The following is a 17,599-nucleotide window of genomic DNA, read 5'->3' as shown; positions in this document are numbered from 1 at the left end:
GGCGAAGCCTGCGATCTTTTGATCTTGATCTTCTGCTCTCGACTCAATGGGCTGTGGAAAGATCGCAGCCTCGCTTCGCTCGACAGCTCCTACAAGAGCCCAGCGGGAGCAAGCTCCCTCGCCACAGTTATGCTTATGTTTCTCAGGACAAGGAATCCTCATGTTCGAACCCGTGGTCGCTAACCTCATCACCTCCGCCGCCCGCATGGTCACGGGCGCTCGCAGCCTGTGGCTCGGCTGCGCGCCGACGCCGGTGCAACGGATCTACTTCGCCAACCACAGCAGCCACGGTGACTTCGTGTTGCTCTGGGCCTCGCTGCCGCCGGCGCTGCGCAAGCTCACCCGCCCGGTAGCGGGGGCCGATTACTGGCAAACCAGCCCGATGCGTCGCTACATCATCAACCGGGTGTTCAACGGCGTGCTGGTGGACCGTGAGCGCAAGGATCCTTCCTACAGCCCATTGCAGCCGATGCTCGATGCGCTGGAAAACGGCGACTCGCTGATCATCTTCCCGGAAGGCACACGCAATCCGGAGGAAGGCCTGTTGCCCTTCAAGAGCGGAATTTATCACTTGATGAAAAAACACCCCGAGGTCGAGGTGATCCCGGTGTGGATCGCCAACCTCAACCGCGTCATGCCCAAAGGCCGCGTCCTGCCTCTGCCGCTGTTGTGCACCACCAGTTTCGGTGCGCCGCTGTGCATCGAGGAAGGTGAAAGCAAAGAGCAATTTCTTGAACGCAGCCGCGCCGCGCTGCTGGCACTGGCCCCGGAGCACGTCTGACATGGATCGATATACCCTGATGTTGTTTGGCGGGATCGGCGCCATTCTGGTGCTGGCTTCGTTGATCGGTTTCATTCTCAGGCTGCGGACCAAAGGCGCGCCGAACTCGGTTATCGATAACCTCAACGCCCGGATCAATGCCTGGTGGATCATGGTGCTGGTGATCGGCATCGCGTTCTGGCTCGGCAATGCCGCGGTGATCCTGTTGTTCTACGCGGTGTCGTTCTACGCCCTGCGGGAATTCCTGACCCTCACACCCACCCGACGCAGCGATTATCCAGCCCTGGTGGCCGCGTTCTACCTGGCGCTGCCGCTGCAATACCTGTTGATCTACTACGACTGGTACGGGCTGTTTTCGATCTTCATTCCGGTGTATGTGTTCCTGCTGCTGCCGATCCTGGCGTCCCTGGGCGGCGACAGCACACACTTCCTGGAGCGCGCTTCCAAGGTTCAGTGGGGCTTGATGATAGCGGTGTTCTGCATCTCCTTCGTGCCCGCCTTGCTGACGCTGGACATCGCCGGTTTCGAAGGGCGCAACCTGTTGCTGATCGCGTACCTGGTGATCGTGGTGCAGCTCTCGGATGTGTTGCAGTACGTCTGCGGCAAGCTGTTCGGCAAAAACAAGATCGCGCCGAACCTGTCGCCCTCGAAAACCGTGGAAGGGTTTGTCGGCGGCATTTTCCTGGCCTCGCTGATCGGTGGCGCGTTGTGGTGGATCACGCCGTTCAATCCTTGGCAGTCGTTCCTCATCGCCTTGCTGATCAACTTGCTGGGGTTTGCTGGCGGCATCGTCATGTCAGCGATCAAACGCGACCGCGGCGTCAAGGACTGGGGCCACATGATCGAAGGCCACGGCGGCATGCTCGACCGGTTGGACTCGGTGTGCTTCGCGGCGCCGATCTTCTTCCACCTGGTTCGGTACTGGTGGACCTGAGAAAACAGCGGGCTGCCTGACCCTGTGGGAGCGAGCTTGCTCGCGATAGGGCCAGGTCAGTCAACATCGAATCGGCTGATCCACCGCCATCGCGAGCAAGCTCGCTCCCACAGGGGGGTCGGTGTTTGACCCACTGGCACACAGTTCTTGCTCCCGCTGGGCTGCGAAGCAACCCCAGAACCAAGCACCGCGGAGTGTCAGGCTGATTGAATTGGCCGTTTGACTGAACACATAACTCTGTGGGAGCGAGCTTGCTCGCGATAGGGCCAGGTCAGCCAACATCGAATCGGCTGATCCACCGCCAWCGCGAGCAAGCTCGCTCCCACAGGGGGGTCGGTGTTTGACCCACTGGCACACAGCTCTTGTGGCGAGAGAGCTTGCTCCCGCTGGGCTGCGAAGCAGCCCCAGAACCAAGCACCGCGGAGTGTCAGGCTGATTGAATTGGCCGTTTGACTGAACACATAACCCTGTGGGAGCGAGCTTGCTCGCGATAGGGCCAGGTCAGCCGACATCGAATCGGCTGATCCACCGCCATCGCGAGCAAGCTCGCTCCCACAGGGGGTTGGGTGTGGAGGGGGTAATCAGTCGAGGATCAGATGCGGCAGAAACCGGCTTGAATCCTTGGTGATCAGGCTGTTGTCTTCCCGCACGCCGATGCCGGCGGCCTGGTCGCCGATGACCCAAGAGCCGATCAGGGTGTAGCTGTCGTCAAAGCGTGGCAGTGGCGCGAATTCCTGGAGGATGAACGGCGCGTCGGTGTAGGGGCCGTCTTCTTTTACGATCAGGCCATCAGCGGTTTGCAGCTCGATGTTGGCGCCTTCCCGGGAAAAGAACGGCTTGCGCACCCAGCCCTTGGGCACCGCTTTGCTGGTGTCGGTATCCAGGTGGGCCGCGAGCAGGTTCGGGTGGCCTTTGTTGAATTCCCACAGCAGCGGCAGGATGCCTTTGTTGGAGATGATCGACTTCCAGGCCGGCTCGAAAAACTGCGTATCGCACTGGGCAATCGCTTCACCAAACGGCTCGTGGAAGATGAACTCCCAGGCGTGCAGCTTGAACAGGTGCGGAATCCAGCGCTCTTCCAGGTCGACAAAACGCCCGTCACTGTTGAGGCCGATGTCTTCGATATCGATGTGCCGCGATTCAATGCCGACTTTTTCCGCGATCAGGCGCAAGTAGTCCGTGGTGCCCTTGTCTTCCACCGAGCCTTTCATCGAGGCGAAATAAAACGGCTCTTTGAGCTGCAACTGGGCAAAGGCCTGGTGCAGCTTGGTGTCGATGCTGTTGAACTGGTCGGCATGCTTGGGCAGCAAACCGCGCTCGATGCATTGCTCCAGCCAGCCCCACTGAAACGCCGCCGCCTCATAGAGGCTGGTCGGCGTGTCGTAGTTGAGTTCCAACAGCTTGGCGGGGCCCGTGCCGTTGTAGGAGAAGTCCATACGCCCATACAAATGCGGGTGGCCTTCGAGCCATGAAGTGCGCACCAGGTCGAAGAACGGCGCGGGAATGCTCAGGCGCTCCAGCAATTCTTCGCTCTGGACCACGCGGGCCACGAGGTCCATGCACATGTCATGGATCTCGGTGGTCGGGTCTTCCAGGTCGTCCTCGATCTGCTTGAGGGTGAACTGGTAGTACGCGCTTTCGTCCCAATAGGGTTCGTCGTCGATGGTGTGGAACAGAAAGCCGAGCTGCTCGGCGGTCTGTTTCCAGTCATGACGTTCTGCGCAATGGATCTTCTTCATGGCGCTGGTTCCTCAACCGCCGGAGCTGCTCGAACCGCCCCAACCGCTGCGGGCACTGGACTTGCTGCCGAAACCGCCACGAGACGTGGAGGACGCGACGGCCATCGCCTTGCTGCTCTTGATGGAATCGGTGTAGCTGCCGTACCGCGCCTGGTTGGACTTGGTAAAGGTCGAGCCACTGGACACACGCTGGCTGAGGGTCGAGGACCCGTAGTCGCCGCGATCATCGCGGTAGCGGTAGACCGGCTCGGAGTAATAACTGCTGCGGTTGCCGCTCAACATATTGCCGATCAGCATGCCGGTCAGCAGATTGCCGAAGCCTGAACCACCGACGTTCGCTTCCGAAGCCGGCAACTTGGCCCGGGCGGCATCGACCTCGGACTGCGTGACTTCGCCATCGGCGTTCAGCTCGAAACCACCCAGCTTGGGAAGGAACTTGCCGGCCGAGTCCTGCTGGCACCAATCGGGCACGAAGTCGGCATCGCAATCAGCCTGGCTGTCGTACACCGGCGCGATGCGACGATGCTCACCCATGGCGGTCATGTAGGCGGTGGAGCAAATATCCACCGGCAGCTTTTCATCGACACATTGCTGGACCGACTGGAAGTTGTACTTCTTCTGCAACTTGTAGGTTTTTTCCGTTGGCCCGCAGCCGGATATCGCCAGGGCGACCGACGCGGCCAGCGAAAGCTGGACGTACTTGCTTCGTTTCATCGGGTTCTCCGTGGCGCAATCAGTTCGTGGAAGGCGTCATGCACGCGGCGTTCAACATGCCGACGCTGATGGCCACGGCGGCGATGTAGATACCCGCGGCGATTTCACCGCTCTTGATCCGCGCGGAAGCGCCCTTGAGCACCAGGCTGGTCACCAGGAACGCCAGCAATTGAACGACAGCGGCGATCACCGCCCAGACAACGAAATCCAGCATGCTGATCGAATAGGCAATCACGTTGCTGGCCGGAATCGCGAAACCGATGACGGCGCCGCCCAGGGCGATGGCCGCCGCCACGTTGCCCGAACGGATCAGCTCGAACTCTTTGTGCGGCGTGACGCGGGTGTAGATGAACTGGAACAGCGCGAACAGCACGGCGGCGCCGAGGATGTACATGACAAAGCCAAGCACGGCGGCTTTGTTCAGGGAAATGGAGAGCGCTTCAAGCATGGACTTCTTCCTTATTCAAAGAGTGTTCAGGTCAGTGGTGTACAGCGAAATACCCAGCGAAGTGCTCAGGCTGACGGTGCCTTCGGCGTCCTCTTCGACGGAGAACAGCAAGAACTCCCGGCGATCCGTCAGGCCAGTGTCGCGGGCGTACAGCATCGAACGGTGCTCGACGCTGTAGGACTCATCCGGATTGCTCACGCGCTCGCTCAACGTCACCAGTTCTGTCTGGCCAGCCTCGGTGCCCCATTCGCGGGTGTACTCGACGCCGTCGTGGGTGTAGGTCGGCAGGCCGATCAGGCTTTCAGGACCGGCCAGGCGCCGCAATTCCGCTTCACTGTTGATCGTGACGTAGCTGAGGTAGTTGAACAGGATCACCGACTCGACCTGCCCGGCGATGTCGCCGCTGGTGTGCACTTGCAGCCAGTAGTCTTCGTCGTTCATGTAGCAGCGAGACAGCCAGTTCGACTGCCCGAGGTCGACGATGCCCAGGCTCCAGATCTGTTGGGAGCCGGGAATGACCACGGTGCTGTTGCCGTCGAGCAGCAACTTGAGCGTGGAGTCGAACATGACTTGCTTGCCGGAGGCCAGGCCCAGCGGCCCGGTGACAGGCGAGTTATTGCTGGCTGTCGTGTTCGCGTTCGGGGCCTCAAGCCCCATCAACTGTTTAAACCACCCCATGGGAAATTTCCTTGAGACGCGTGGAGGCGATGTAGAAGAGTTCTCCGCCCACGACGCGGGTGGCGCCGGGCGGGTTGATCGACGGGTGTCGGGCGCCCTTGGCGCGGTAACCAATCAGCGTAGCGTTGTGCTGTTCTTTCATCCGGGCATAAAGGTCGCCGAACGTCGCTTCAAACGCCTCGGGCAGTTTCATCAGGTACTGGGTGGCGCCTTGGCCGACACAGAGCAATTCATTGATGACCACCGACGAGCCCGGGTCCTGGGAGGCACGCACCAGCATTTCGATGGCCATGCTGGAGGTGCATTCCAGGCTCGGCGCATAGGCGCTGGCGAGGGCGGCGATTTCGCTGTCATTGAAATGCGCGACCACATGTCCTGCAGGGCCCAATTGATTGACCGCCAGCACGGTGGCCAGGGTCAGGTCGTCGGAATGGGTGCGCACCAGCACGCGTTCGGCACCCGGCACGCCGGCACGCTGCAACAGCGCGACGGAGGACAGGCTGTCGCCCTTGATGAACACTGTCTTGCCGGGCATGGGGTTTTCTTCGAGATCGCAATCGCAGATGACGATCAGGTTGTCATTGGAGGTTTCGTCCTGCAGCAGCAGTTCGATGACCCGCTCGCTGGAGGCGCCCTCCCAACCGATGAGCACCGTATGGCCGACCTTGCCGGTGAAATCGCCTTTGCCCTTCATGCCTTTTCTCCATACATCGATGACGCTGCTGGTGGTTTTGCCGATGACCGTCGTCAACAGGGCAATGCCCCCGAGCATGATCCAGGTCGCCACGAAAATTCGCCCGGCGGATGTCTGTGGCAACAGATCGCCATAGCCGACGGTGAGCGTGGTGGTGAGATAGAAGTAGATAAACGTGGCGGCGGCGATGAGGTGTTGCTCGCCCAGCAGCACCAGGCCGATCCAGGCCGTGGCCAGGTGCACGCCCAACGCAATGGCCAGGCCCGCCCAGCCGAACCGATGGAAGAAGGACGACGCGTACGTGCGCAACAAAAGGAAAATCGACATTCGTCCCTGACTCCGTGGGGCTTCGTTCCTGGCGGGATCATCACTCTGGCGTCTGAGGGCTCGAGCGTAGTGGCCGGACAGCATTAAACCTGTTGCGCGGCGTGGATAAAAGTACCCGCACCACAATTAAATCCATGGCGTGCCGGAGACTATTGTGGCGAGGGAGCAAGCTCCCTCGCCACGGGTTCACTCAGGACAACGTGTACCGATCACTCAGCCGATTTTTTCTTCAGGCGTTCCAGGATCGCATTGGCGCTGCCTTCGTTCGGCGTGATGCCGGCGTCGCGCAGCTTGCGCTCCAGGTCGGAGCCGGTCGAAGCCTCGGCCAGTTCGTCCTGGGCTTGCAGCTCAGCGGCACGTTGCTGTTGCTTGGCTTGCAGGCGGTTGAGCGTACCGACGGCGGTTTCCAGCTTGCCATTGGCGCCGCCGCTGGCGATCGAAGCACTGACCTGGGCCTTCTGCACGCTTTCGCGGGCCTTGGCCATGTCCACTTGCTGACGCAGGCTCTTGATCCGGCTTTCGGCCTTGGTGATGTCCTTGCGCATGTTGTCCGCGTAACCGCCGAATTCGGTCGCGTGCTTCTGCTCGGCGTCCAGTTCGTTGGTCAGGGTCGAAATGGCTTCGGCCACTTCCAGCGCCAGGTCTTCGCGGTTGGCCTGGATCGCGGCCAGGGCCTTGGCTTCCAGGTCCTTGATCTTGGCGTTGTATTCGCCGACGCGATCAGTCGCCAGCTTGTGTTTGGCCATGATGGTGACCAGCTCACGCTTGGCGTTGGCCAGCGCGCTGTCGGCATCACGGATTTCCTGGTCGAGGATGCGCAGGGCCTGTTGGTCGACGATCGATTCACCGACTTCGCTGGCACCGCCACGCAGTGCGGTGAACAATTTGCTCCAGATGGACTGAGTCATTGGATAGTTCCTGTTCGGTGAATTAATTGAAGAAGCGTTCGAAGGCTTCGCTGGCGCGCTGGACGTTGTCGACGAGGGTTTTGACCTCGGTCACGACGTTGGTCAGGCTGGAGTCGGAGCTCAACGCACCGAACATGTTGTAGACGACCTGTCCGTTGGGCATGGTCTCGATGCCGATGGACGACAGCGGGAACATTTCCCGGCTGCGCAGCACGGCGTCATTGAATGCCGCGACATCGTTGATCGACTCGACGTCCACCAGAACGGTATCGACGATGATCTGGTCGCCCACCACTGCGATGTAGATCGGCAGGCCACCAAAATCATTCATTTCCAGCTTGATGCTGGACTCGGAACCTTGGACGAGAGAAAGAGTGATGTCGTTCGCGACCACGTCGTCCAGGGCCTGAAGGGCGCTGTAGAGGCGATCGATGTTCCAGTTATTACCTGCGCTCATGTAATCCTCCGACATGAATGAGCCAGCCAGAATCGGTTGGCGTAGCTGTTTCTCCATTTGCTTGAGCAGGCTTCGGTTTTCGGGAAGCACCCAAGTCTCGTGTTTCACATACCCGGCGGCACTCAGGCCCGCGCGCATCTGCTTCATGTAGAAGCTCGACGGTTTTTTCGCGGAGGGTTTGGCGCGCTCTCCCGTGCGGCTCGCTGAATCGGTTACAGACCCGTCTGGCGGATCTGATGGAGAGCTGGTTGACATGGTACTGACCCCACTGTGAAAAACTCACGCGTGAGAAACACTACAGGTACTTTCCAAACCTCACAATAGCTCACGCGTGAGATTTTTTGTCACAAATGCTCCCACAGAAAACACGCCGTAGGAGCTGTCGAGTGCAACGAGGCTGCGATCTTTCTCCAGACACTTGAGTCTCAAGCGAAAGATCAAAAGATCGCAGCCTGCGGCAGCTCCTACACAAGCCCAGCGGGAGCAAGCTCCCTCTCCACAAGGGTTGCTTACGGATAGCTAAAGCTTTTAACCAACGTCAGCTCGCCCACCGCCCGCATCGGCACCACGAAGGTTTCCATCTTCTCGTTCGGCGTGCCTTCTTCGGTGATCACGGTGACTTGTGCGGTGGTCAGGGCTTGTTGCGCTTGTTCTCCACCGCCCTCGCCCTCTTCGTCGCCCTCCTCACTGCGATAACCGCCGCCGTAGTAGTTCACATACACCAGGTACTGGCCTTTGATCGGCGCGGGCATGGCGAAGATTTCCGGGCCGTAGCCGGTGGTGACGTCGACGTCGAGGGCGGCGCCGTTGGCAGCGGTGCGGTCGCCGTACCAGATGTGGGCGCCGTCCGGGGTGACCAGGTGCAGGTCCAGGTCGGTGCCGTCGCTGTCCCAGGTCAACAGGACCCGCAGTTTGGCCGGTGTGGCGCCGCCGCTGGTATTGAGAAATTGCGTACGGTGGCGCTGCTGGCCATCGGCGCTGCGCACTTCAACGCTGTTGCTGCCGTTGGGGAACGAGAACGGCCGGTCGAAGCGACCTTCCTCATCCAGCTTCAGCGGCAGGCTGACGCCGTTGACGATGAGTTGGCCCGGCGCGTTGCTGTCCTTGGGTGCGCTTTTGATCTGCCCAGTAATGCGCGCGGTGTTGGCCTGGCCTGGGGGCGTGTTGACCGACGAAGCCGGGTAGTTGACGGTCTGGCTGAAACTTTCGCCTTCACCGCCCGGCGCACCGCTGCGCCAGCCGCCGATCGGAGTGTCAAGCTTGACAGTGTCGGCGGCCATGGCCGAGGGCAACGCGGTCAGGGCGCAGAGCAACAGCAAGACCTGTGGATAACGGAGTGTCATGGTCTATTCCAGCAAGAGGTGACGGGCAAGCCCTTCGATATAGGTTTCGTCCTGGCCGTTGGGATGAGCTTCGAAGGCCAGGTGCAGATATTCATGTGTCAGGTCGAGACGATCCTGCAGCGACAGCACGCCGCGCACGTAGATGCGCTGGCGCTCGCGGTCGACATAAGGCCGGCCGAAGGCGACGCGGCAGACGGCGAAAGCGCTGATTTCGTTGTAGCCCACTTCACTTTCCAACCGCTCACGCCAGCCCCGGCGCTGCTTCAGCAGCCAGTCCTGGGCGGCAGGCAGCGCTTCGCAGGATGCCACCGGGTTGTCCCAGCGGCTGAGGCTGGCACGTGGGTAGGCGTGCAGCAGAATGGCGTCGTAGCGTTGGCCGGCGCTGGCTTGCTCCACCGCTTGTGCCCAGGACAGTTTGTCCGGGCCAGGCTGGTCGGAGTGGTAGGTGACATCGGTGCCGGCCAGGACCAGGTCGCTGGTCCAGGCGGCAATGGCGCGGGTTTCGGGCGCCGCCGGGCGTGGCGCGACACGCTGGCGATGGCTACTGTCGTCGATGCTCAGGCAATCGCCGTTACGCTGGGCGTTCTGCAGCAAATAGGTGCGGATCGCCACGGCCAGGGCCTTGGCGGCTTCGGCAGGCTCGGCCTTGGCTTCGCGCTGCAAGACCCGGGCGACGTATTCCTCCCGGTCCAGACGCGCCACCAGCTTGCCGGGCATCAGGAACAGCTCGCCATCGCTGTGGATGTCCAATTGATTGCCGTTGCTGAATTCGACGCGGTAATCGCCGCGCAGTTGACCCGGCGAGGCCGGACGGTCACCGGACATCACCCGTTGCAACGGATAGCGGGCAAACAGGCCGACTTCCACGCAACGCCCGGTTTCCGTCGGCCAGCGCACTGGCAATGCCGCCGCCAACCCTTCGCCGTAGACCTTCAGGACCTGCTGGCTGGTGCCGCGGCCACCGGCCCACACCGGGGTGCCATCGGCCAGCCAACCGGCGAAACCGCCCTGTCGCGATGAAGGCCCCTGGTCACCCAGCCAGCTCCAGGTCTTGACCCGCAGGCGACTGCCCAATTCGCCGACCAGCCGCCCGTCGGCCGCGCTAAGTGCCACATCCAGCAGCACCCGGCGGGCCTGCTCCTGGGCCGGTAGCGTGGCCAGGGCCTTGAGCAACTGCGCGACGGGCACTTGCGTCTGGGGTTGCAAGGTAGGCAGATCCAACAACCATGCCGGCGCCTGACGGGCCTGCCAGTAATCACGCCAGTTCGAAGCCGACAACCCGAGCCGCTGCGGCTCGAAATACAAGCCGCAGGATTTCACCAGTGCCTGGTCGCGACCGATGCTCTGCCCGGCGTTGCAGCAATAGACTTCTTCCTTCGACTCGCCGCGGCACTCATAGACCGGTTCGCGAGCGTCGGTATCCACCAGCCAGGCGTAGACAAACAACTTCCACAGACTGCCCAGTGGCGCCTGCAAAGTGTCGGGCAATGGTTGGCGATCCAGCACCTGGGTTTGATTCACCCGCAGCAATTGACCGTCGAAGGCCAGGCGCAACGGCTCGTCCTGCGCTGTTGCCAGCGCAGGGATCAAGCACAACAACCACCCAACCCACAGCCTGCGCATGTCAGTTGACCGTGATCTGACCGAGCGCCGGTTTCTGTTCCCGCGCCTGATGTTGCGGCGCGTAGACCTGGGTGAAGCGCACCGGTGGCAAGCTGAACTGACCTTTCTGGGAGAAACGCACCAAGTGCCGCAGGCGCAGCTCGCCACTGAGGGCATCCACCGGCACCGCATACGCCATCTGGCCGGGCTCGAAGCGGGCTTTTTCCAGGGACGTCGGTTCGCTGTCGGCCTTGCCCATCAACTGGATACCCCAGGTGGTGCGCTCCACATCGGCACCCGGCGGCAGCGGCACTTCGAGCATGCCGTAGCGCAGTGGCGTCGGCGCCTTGCTGTTGATGATCACTTCATCCAGGTAGAGGCTGTCGCTGGACAACGGTTTGTTGCCCACAGCTTCGAGCTTGAAGGTGAAGGCCTCGTCGCCCGGCACCAGACGCGACAAGCGCCGGGTGATGGACACGGCCATCGGAGCTACCGGCGGTTGCTGGCTCTGAAAGCTCAGTGCCGCTTGCAACGGACGCTCCTGGGCGCCGGTCAGGGTCAGCATCGTTGGAAGCTGAGCGCCCTGCCACTGCCAGTAGGTTTCACCGGTCGCGCCCTGCTTGGCTACCCAGCCTTCGCCCGGTGCCAGGGCCACGGCCGGTGCCGCCTGTTCAATGCTGCGCTGCAACCAGGTCAGGGCCAGGGCCCGTTCCAAGGTGGACTGCTGCGGCAACACGCGCTCCAGCAATGCAGTGGCGCGGGCCTGATCGAAGCTCCGCAACGACAACACCAGGGCTTCGACGAACGGCTGCGAGCTGAGCTCCAGTTGCTGTTGCGCCGCATCGGCTTGACGGCTGAAGGCCGCCGGCAACGGTACCTTGGCCTGTTTTGCCAGGGACGCGGTCAGGACACGGGCACTGGCCAAGCCAAGGGCCGAGTCCGGGGCGTTCATGACCAGGCTGTCTTCGCCACTGTCCAGCACACTCTCGGTACTGTCTTCACTGGCCTTGGCCAGGTCATCCATCAGACCGCTGAGCAAGGTGTTCACCGGCAATTGCATCTGCTTGGCGAACGACAGGATCAGCGCACGCTGCAGCAGCGGCGTATCGCCGGCCTGCTTGGCGTAGACCTCCAGCACCCGTTGCCAGTGTTCCGGCGGCAGGCTCAGGTCCAGGGCCTTGCTGGCGTGCCAGTCGGCGTAATAGGCATAGGCGGTGAGGAATGCATCCGGTTCACCGTCCTGGCCCCACCAGGTAAAGCTCGCCGAGGGGCCGGCCATCTGCACCAGGCGCAAGCGACTGTTTTGCATGATCAACCGCAAGCGGTCACGGATCTGCGGGTTCGACGCCAGGGTCGGATAGGCAATGCTCAACGGCAACAAACGGCTGGCGGTCTGCTCGACGCCACCGTATGGATAGCTCAGCAGGTCATCCAGGGCCGAACGGAACAACGCTTGCGGGCTGTCGTCCAGGTGCAGGCGAATATCGCTGGCGTCGGCCGGCAGGGTCAGCGGGGTGTCGCCGCTTGCCACATCGAGGCGCTGGCTCTGGGTGACTTGCCAGCCATTGCCGCTGGCGTTCAAGCGCATGGCCAGGGCGTCCTGGGTTTCGCCGTTCAATTGCAACTGCACGTTCAAGTCGCCACTGCTCAGCTCCAGGGCCGGCAGCGCCACGTAGTTGATGCCGTTTTTCAGGTCCACCGCCATGCGCTGTTCAGCGCCGGCGTAGCGGATCAGCAGTTCGGCCTTCAGTGGTTTTTCAGACTGGCTGAACGCGAACAGGCCCAGTTGCGGCTTGTCGCCCGTGCGGAAACGGGTCGGGCCGCTCCATTTCAGGTACAGCGGTTTTTCCGAGGCGATGAACTGCTTTTTCTGGCCCACTTGGCCGTCGTCGGCAATGGCCTTGGCCGTGATGCGCCAGCGAGTCAGGGAGTCCGGCATCTTGAAGGTGAACCGGGCCTTGCCGTTGGCGTCGGTGACCAGCTCCGGTTGCCATGCAGCGGTGTCGACGTCTTCACGACGTGGCCGCTCAAGCACTTTGACCCCGCGTTCGCTGCGGTTGGCCTTGCCCGGCGCGCCAGGGCTGCCTGGCAGCGCCACGTCGTAGCTGATGAACGACAGGCTGGCACTGGTGCGCACGTTGTTGCGACGCGGGTGATAGAAGAACTGATCGATGGTCGGCGCCACTTCCGGTTGCAGGGCGTAGACCATTTCGTCCACCACGCTGACCGTCAGGTGCGCCGGGATCGCCTTGCCGGCGAACTGGGTGCTCAGGTCCACGGTCACCGTGTCGCCCGGGCGGTAGGTGGCTTTGTCGGTGACGACGGCAACGTCGATCTGCGGCGTGACCACCTTGATGCCGGCGTTCTGGAAGCTGTACTGGCCGCCCTTGGTGTACAGCACCGAGAAGGTCAGGTTGGGCGCGAAGTTATCCTTCACGGCAATGCGCGCGCGGTATTGGGTGTCGCTGAGTTTTTCCATCTTCAGCCAGTCGCCGCCCTTGGACAGCAGCGCCGTGGCCTCGACTTTGTCCCGCTCAAGCGACAGCAGCGCATCGCTGACCGGCTCCGGGAAGGTGATCAGCGCCAGCGCTTCGTCACCGGTCTTGTATTCAGGCTTGTCGAAGACGATCTCGACCGTGCCCGGCACGGCCTTGATGCCTTCACCGGTCACCGCATGGGCGGCGGCGCCAATGACCCGGCCGTGGTCGTCCTTGAGCGTCAGGTTGTAGGTGCCAGGGCGGTCGAAGGTCAGGCTGAAGCCCTTGTCCTTGGCCGCAAGCTTGCCTTCGCCGGTGCTCTGGTCTTCCAGGCGCACCCAGGCATAGCTGCCTGGCGTCACGGCTTTGGCTTGTTCGTTGCCGCCTTCGTTGGCGTAGCTGAACGACACCTTCTGGCCGGCGGCGCTGAACCGCTGGGGAGCGCTCAGGCGGAAATTCGCCGCGCCACGGTCGATGAGGATTTCCTTGGTGGTCTTGACCCGATACGCCGCGCCATCGCTGGCGAACACGGTGAGCGTGTAGCGGCTCGGTTTGTCGGCGGCCGGCAGGTCGAGGGTCGCGTTGCCCTTGGCATCGGTGGTCACTTCGCTGCTGGTCAGCTCGACCGGGAATTGCCCCAGGTATTGCAGCTCGTTATCGACCATCGACAGTTGCTGGGCGCGCAGACTCAGGCTCACCGTGGCATTCACCACAGGTTTGCCGTCCGGGTACAGCAGCACGAGGTTGCCCTTGACCGGCTCGCCGGTGCGGTAGTCCTGCTTGGCCAGGTTCAGGGCGATCTCGAAGTGCGGTTTGATGTATTCGGCTACACGAAAGGCGCTGCTGTAGAGCTGGTCCTTATAGCTGAAGCGCAGTTCATAGCCGCCGGCCACGGCGTTTTCCGGCAGTTGGAAGCGGCCTTGGGTGCCGGCCTTGGAATCGAGTTTCAGGGCCAGGGTTTGCAGCTCGGTGCCGGTGGCGTCCAGCACGCTGACATTGACGTCGGCGGCGCTCGGTTGCACCGAATCACGGGCGTTCTTGAACTCACGACCAACGATTTTCAGCGATACCCAATCCCCTGGCCGGTACAGCGGCCGGTCGGTGAAGGCATAGAGCTTGGTGTCGTAGATTTCGCTGTCGTAGTAGAAGTTTTCCGAGACGAATACCCCGCCCTCCTCGTCTTCACCAATGACGAACGAACGCTCCGGGCTGACGTGCTTGAGGCGCAGCAAACCATCTTCATCGGTGGCACCGCTGCTCATCACGCCCAGGCCGTCGGTCCACAGTACGTTGACCTTGGGCACCGAACGCCCTTCATGCTTGCGTGCGGCCCAGACCAGCAACTCATCACCGGCAATCTTGCTCACTGCCACGGTGTTGGAGACGAAGACCATGGTGGTTGCGCGGTATTTGCCGATCAGCGCTTCCACCAGGTACAGGCCTGGCTTCAACTGGCCCAGCGGCACGTAGACGTTGCCCGGCGCGACGTTGACGAACTCGCTCGACGAGCCGGCCAGGTTGACGCCCGCAGGCGGCTGGATCGGCTTGGCTTCCCAGAGCGGATAACGGAACTGGCTGACCACCGGCAAGCCCGGGATCAAGGCGAACTGTGGCGGTGCGTCGTACGGGGTCGGCGCGACCAGGGCGTCACCGATCTTCAGCTCCGGCACTTCTTCGGTAACTTGTTGGCGCGATTCGTAGGAAAACGCCCGTTGCATCACTCGACGAGACTTGCGGTACCAGTTGTCCCACAGGTACGCGAGGGTGTTCGACAGGCCTTCGCCCTTGAACTGGCCGTCGCTGACCACGCGGTGCAGGTTCTTCTGGCGCTTGAGGAATTCCAGCGGCTTGTCGATGCGATAGACGCGGATATCGGCGCCGCCGTAGGGCTCCATGCGGAACCGGCGGTAGTCGCGGCCCGGCGCTTCGAGGCGAACCATGGCCTGCTCGTCGCTGGCAAAGCTGCTGTCGGCCAGCAGGAAGAAACTTTCACCGGACACCGGCGTGTAGCCGCTGGGCTCCACCGTGTCTTCGGCGTTCACGACAGGTGCCAGTAACAAGGCAAACAGCAGGGGCAATTTTGAACACAAGCGCAGCATGCGGGCACCGGTCATTGGGAGAGAAAGTTGAGTCGATAGACGCCGATGAAGTTGGGGTTGGCTGCGTCGGGTATCCATCGGGTGTCCTTCCAGTTCATGAGTTGTTGCAGGCTTGCGGAGCGCATGCCGTTGTCGGTAGGGGTTGTGGTGCCGGTGTGATAGGCGATGTAGCGGCCCATCCAGATCATCAGGTGCTGGTCGTCGCCCTGATCGAAGAACATCAGGTCGCCGGGACGGGCCTGGGCCACATCGCGGCCCACCAGGTGACTGTTGAACTGGATCAGCTTGATGGCGTTGACGTAGGGCCCGAGCTTGCCGCCGCCCTGCTGCCATTGCTGGGCGAGGCGCCGTTGCGCATCGCTCAGTGGCAGTTCCGGCGGCAGGTAGCGATTGGACAGGCCATTGCTGCGCAGCCATTTTTCATCGTGGACCTTCAGCGCTTCATTGGCGGCAAAGCGCACCAGCCCGGCGCAGTCCTGCTGATACCAGCGCGGGCTCGGGCCTTTGGTCAGCTGTTCCTGGGCGATGCGCACGAACCAGGCGCGAAAGACCTGGGATTGCTGCACGTCCAACGCCGGCGCCTCGACGGCAAGCGCAGGCCCGCCGAGCAGCAACGCCAGCAGCAGCGTCAACGCGGGGTTGCGGATCAGTGCTGTCACAGCGCTTTCCATTCCAGCGGCAGCCATTGCCAGTGGCCATCCGGCTCGCTGCCTTCAGGCAACGTCAGGGCGTATTTGCCGTAGCCGCCGAGGGTGCGCAGTTTCGGGATCAGGTAGGTTTGCGCGGCGTTGTAGAACACCGGTTCCATGTCCTGGGGCAGGCTGTCGAGGGTTTCGCGCTGCATCAGTTGCGCCATGGAGTCCGGGCCGAAGTAGACCGGCATCAGCAGGTCCTTGGGCACCACGTCGGCCATGGGCGGGAAGCGTTTGTCGAGGGTGCCGAGGGCCTTGTCCACGAGTTTGTCATCGAGGGAGAACAGCAAGGTCGAACCGTGGCGCGCCAGGCTGACCCGCAGGAAGGCCTTGCCGGTAATCGCGTCAGGCTGTTCCGCTTCCTTGGCCAGGTAGGGACCGAAATTGGAGCTGACCTGACGCAGCCACTGGTGCGTCGGGCCTTGCTGCTTCTCGACCACCGGGAATGCATGTTCGGCGACGTTGTTTTCATAGGAGCCGACCATCGAACCGAACAGGTTGCCCAGGTCGGCGTCGAGCTTGCCGTCGTCTTCATTCAGGCTCGCCACCAACAGCGGCGTGTACAGCCGCGAATCGGCGTACCAGCACAGGCCTGCTGCGCCGGCCACATGGTCAACCATGGCCTGGGCGGCTTTTTCGTCGGCGCCGAGTTTTACCAGCAACGGTTTCTGCTGCTCGGCGGCCAGGGGCAAGGCCACGCAGGCACTGGCGCCCATGGGCATGGCTTGCCAGATTGGCTTGAAGTCGAAGTCCGGCTGGTTTTCCAGCTCGTCCATCGCCAGGAAGCTGTGCCAGCCCTTGTCGTCCATGTCGAAACGCAAGCCGGCGAAGTTCGGGATGAAACGCTGGTAGCCCATGGCGAGCACACTGGCGTTGACCGAGATGCGTTGCTTGACCTCCGGCGCCTTGGGCGGCAGGCCGAAGGCTTCGGGGAACAGTTTGTCGCCGTTGAGCAAGGCGGCCAGGGCGGTCGTCGAAACGCTGCCCGGCTCAACCGCGGAGCCGCTGGCCGGGTCATACAGCTTGGTCGGGTTGGACAGCACCACCAGCTTGTCGCCATGGGAGGCGAAGACCAGGGATTTGCTGGCGTTGTAGCTGAGCTGGTAGAGCGCGACGTCGTCACCGCCCACCTTCAGGTCGCTGAGCTTGCTCAACTGAGTATCGTCCAGGGCGACTTTCGCCAACGGCTCCAGGACCTTGGCCAGGCCACCGCGGTCCATCACCAACAGGAAGTCCTTGAGGCGACCGTCCGCACCGCGCCACAGCGCGACATCGGCCGGCTGGTCGAAAAGTTCTTCGATCAGGCTGTCCTGCAGCTTGAGGTCGTGCTCGTAGATAATCCGGCGCAGGCTGCCGATCAGCCCGAGACGGTCGGCATGAGCCTCATAATAGAAGACGAAGTCCTCGGTGAGCGTGGCCTTGAGGAACGGTACCGCCAACAGGTCCTTGGGCAACTGGCTCAGGGAATGGGCCTCGAGCAAGCCGTCGGGACGGCCCAAGCCGAGTTTCTCCAGCGCCAACTCCATGGGTGGCGCCTTGGGCTTGTTCATGAACCAGCCCAGCCCGGCGGCCACACCGGTTACCAGGCACAGCCCGATCAGTATCGCCGGCCAGCGGCGCACAGGTTTGGCGACAGGTGTCGGCGTGGTCGGGGAAGCAGTGTTGTCGCTCATATTCACAAGGGCCTGTTCATCCGAGGAGCGGAT

At 62.2% G+C, this 17,599-nt stretch carries 14 protein-coding genes; 2 read left to right on the top strand and 12 right to left on the bottom strand.

The annotated features are described in order from the left end of the window. Positions 1-160: 160 nt before the first annotated feature. Both AB4Z20_RS17885 and AB4Z20_RS17880 read left to right on the top strand, forming a co-directional pair. Entirely contained in the window at positions 161-781 is a 621-nt protein-coding gene (locus AB4Z20_RS17885; protein ID WP_214512525.1) for a lysophospholipid acyltransferase family protein, read from the top strand. Position 782: 1 nt separating this feature from the next. Continuing rightward, positions 783-1,715 (top strand): phosphatidate cytidylyltransferase, encoded by a 933-nt coding sequence (locus tag AB4Z20_RS17880; protein WP_442090330.1) that lies wholly within the window; start codon positions 783-785, stop codon positions 1,713-1,715. 581 nt (positions 1,716-2,296) lie between these two features. Here the strand turns inward: AB4Z20_RS17880 and AB4Z20_RS17875 are convergent. From AB4Z20_RS17875 to AB4Z20_RS17820, 12 genes are all read right to left on the bottom strand, one after another. Then, positions 2,297-3,454, bottom strand: a complete 1,158-nt coding sequence (locus tag AB4Z20_RS17875; protein WP_442090329.1) for a glutathionylspermidine synthase family protein — start codon at positions 3,452-3,454, stop codon at positions 2,297-2,299. 12 nt (positions 3,455-3,466) lie between these two features. Continuing rightward, entirely contained in the window at positions 3,467-4,168 is a 702-nt protein-coding gene (locus tag AB4Z20_RS17870) for a DUF1190 domain-containing protein (RefSeq protein ID WP_253469768.1), read from the bottom strand. Positions 4,169-4,187: 19 nt separating this feature from the next. Next, entirely contained in the window at positions 4,188-4,616 is a 429-nt protein-coding gene (locus AB4Z20_RS17865; RefSeq protein WP_442090328.1) for a DUF350 domain-containing protein, read from the bottom strand. Positions 4,617-4,631: 15 nt separating this feature from the next. Beyond that, positions 4,632-5,294 carry a DUF2491 family protein gene (locus AB4Z20_RS17860; RefSeq protein ID WP_442090327.1) on the bottom strand — a complete coding sequence of 221 codons (663 nt, stop codon included), beginning with the start codon at positions 5,292-5,294 and terminating at the stop codon, positions 4,632-4,634. Then, positions 5,281-6,315: an ion channel gene (locus AB4Z20_RS17855; RefSeq protein WP_253469771.1), complete on the bottom strand. Its 1,035-nt coding sequence runs from the start codon at positions 6,313-6,315 to the stop codon at positions 5,281-5,283. The genes AB4Z20_RS17860 and AB4Z20_RS17855 overlap by 14 nt, the downstream gene beginning before the upstream one ends. A 209-nt stretch (positions 6,316-6,524) precedes the next feature. After that, on the bottom strand, positions 6,525-7,223 hold the full coding sequence (locus tag AB4Z20_RS17850; protein ID WP_003205987.1) for a PspA/IM30 family protein: 699 nt from the start codon (positions 7,221-7,223) through the stop codon (positions 6,525-6,527). A 22-nt stretch (positions 7,224-7,245) separates the two neighbouring features. Further along, positions 7,246-7,827, bottom strand: coding sequence for a YjfI family protein (locus AB4Z20_RS17845; RefSeq protein ID WP_214512530.1), 582 nt, complete (start codon positions 7,825-7,827; stop codon positions 7,246-7,248). A gap of 362 nt (positions 7,828-8,189) precedes the next feature. Then, a complete protein-coding gene (locus tag AB4Z20_RS17840) occupies positions 8,190-9,023 on the bottom strand; it encodes a YfaP family protein (protein ID WP_253469774.1) in 834 nt (277 codons plus the stop codon). A gap of 3 nt (positions 9,024-9,026) precedes the next feature. After that, positions 9,027-10,646: a DUF2300 domain-containing protein gene (locus tag AB4Z20_RS17835; RefSeq protein ID WP_442090326.1), complete on the bottom strand. Its 1,620-nt coding sequence runs from the start codon at positions 10,644-10,646 to the stop codon at positions 9,027-9,029. Between the two features lies 1 nt (position 10,647). Next, positions 10,648-15,216, bottom strand: a complete 4,569-nt coding sequence (locus AB4Z20_RS17830) for an alpha-2-macroglobulin family protein (RefSeq protein WP_442090335.1) — start codon at positions 15,214-15,216, stop codon at positions 10,648-10,650. Next, the gene (locus tag AB4Z20_RS17825; protein ID WP_214512533.1) at positions 15,213-15,872 is read right to left on the bottom strand and encodes a DUF1175 domain-containing protein; all 660 of its coding nucleotides are present in this window, start codon (positions 15,870-15,872) and stop codon (positions 15,213-15,215) included. Before AB4Z20_RS17825 ends, AB4Z20_RS17830 begins: the two co-directional genes overlap by 4 nt. After that, a complete protein-coding gene (locus tag AB4Z20_RS17820) occupies positions 15,857-17,566 on the bottom strand; it encodes a DUF2138 domain-containing protein (protein WP_442090325.1) in 1,710 nt (569 codons plus the stop codon). The genes AB4Z20_RS17825 and AB4Z20_RS17820 overlap by 16 nt, the downstream gene beginning before the upstream one ends. Positions 17,567-17,599 lie beyond the last annotated feature (33 nt).

The sequence above is a fragment of the Pseudomonas sp. KB_12 genome (assembly GCF_052114545.1).
In the GTDB taxonomy this organism is placed as follows: domain Bacteria; phylum Pseudomonadota; class Gammaproteobacteria; order Pseudomonadales; family Pseudomonadaceae; genus Aquipseudomonas; species Aquipseudomonas brassicacearum.
Note: the sequence above shows the minus strand (reverse complement) of the source record. Positions and strands in the feature narration are given on the sequence as shown.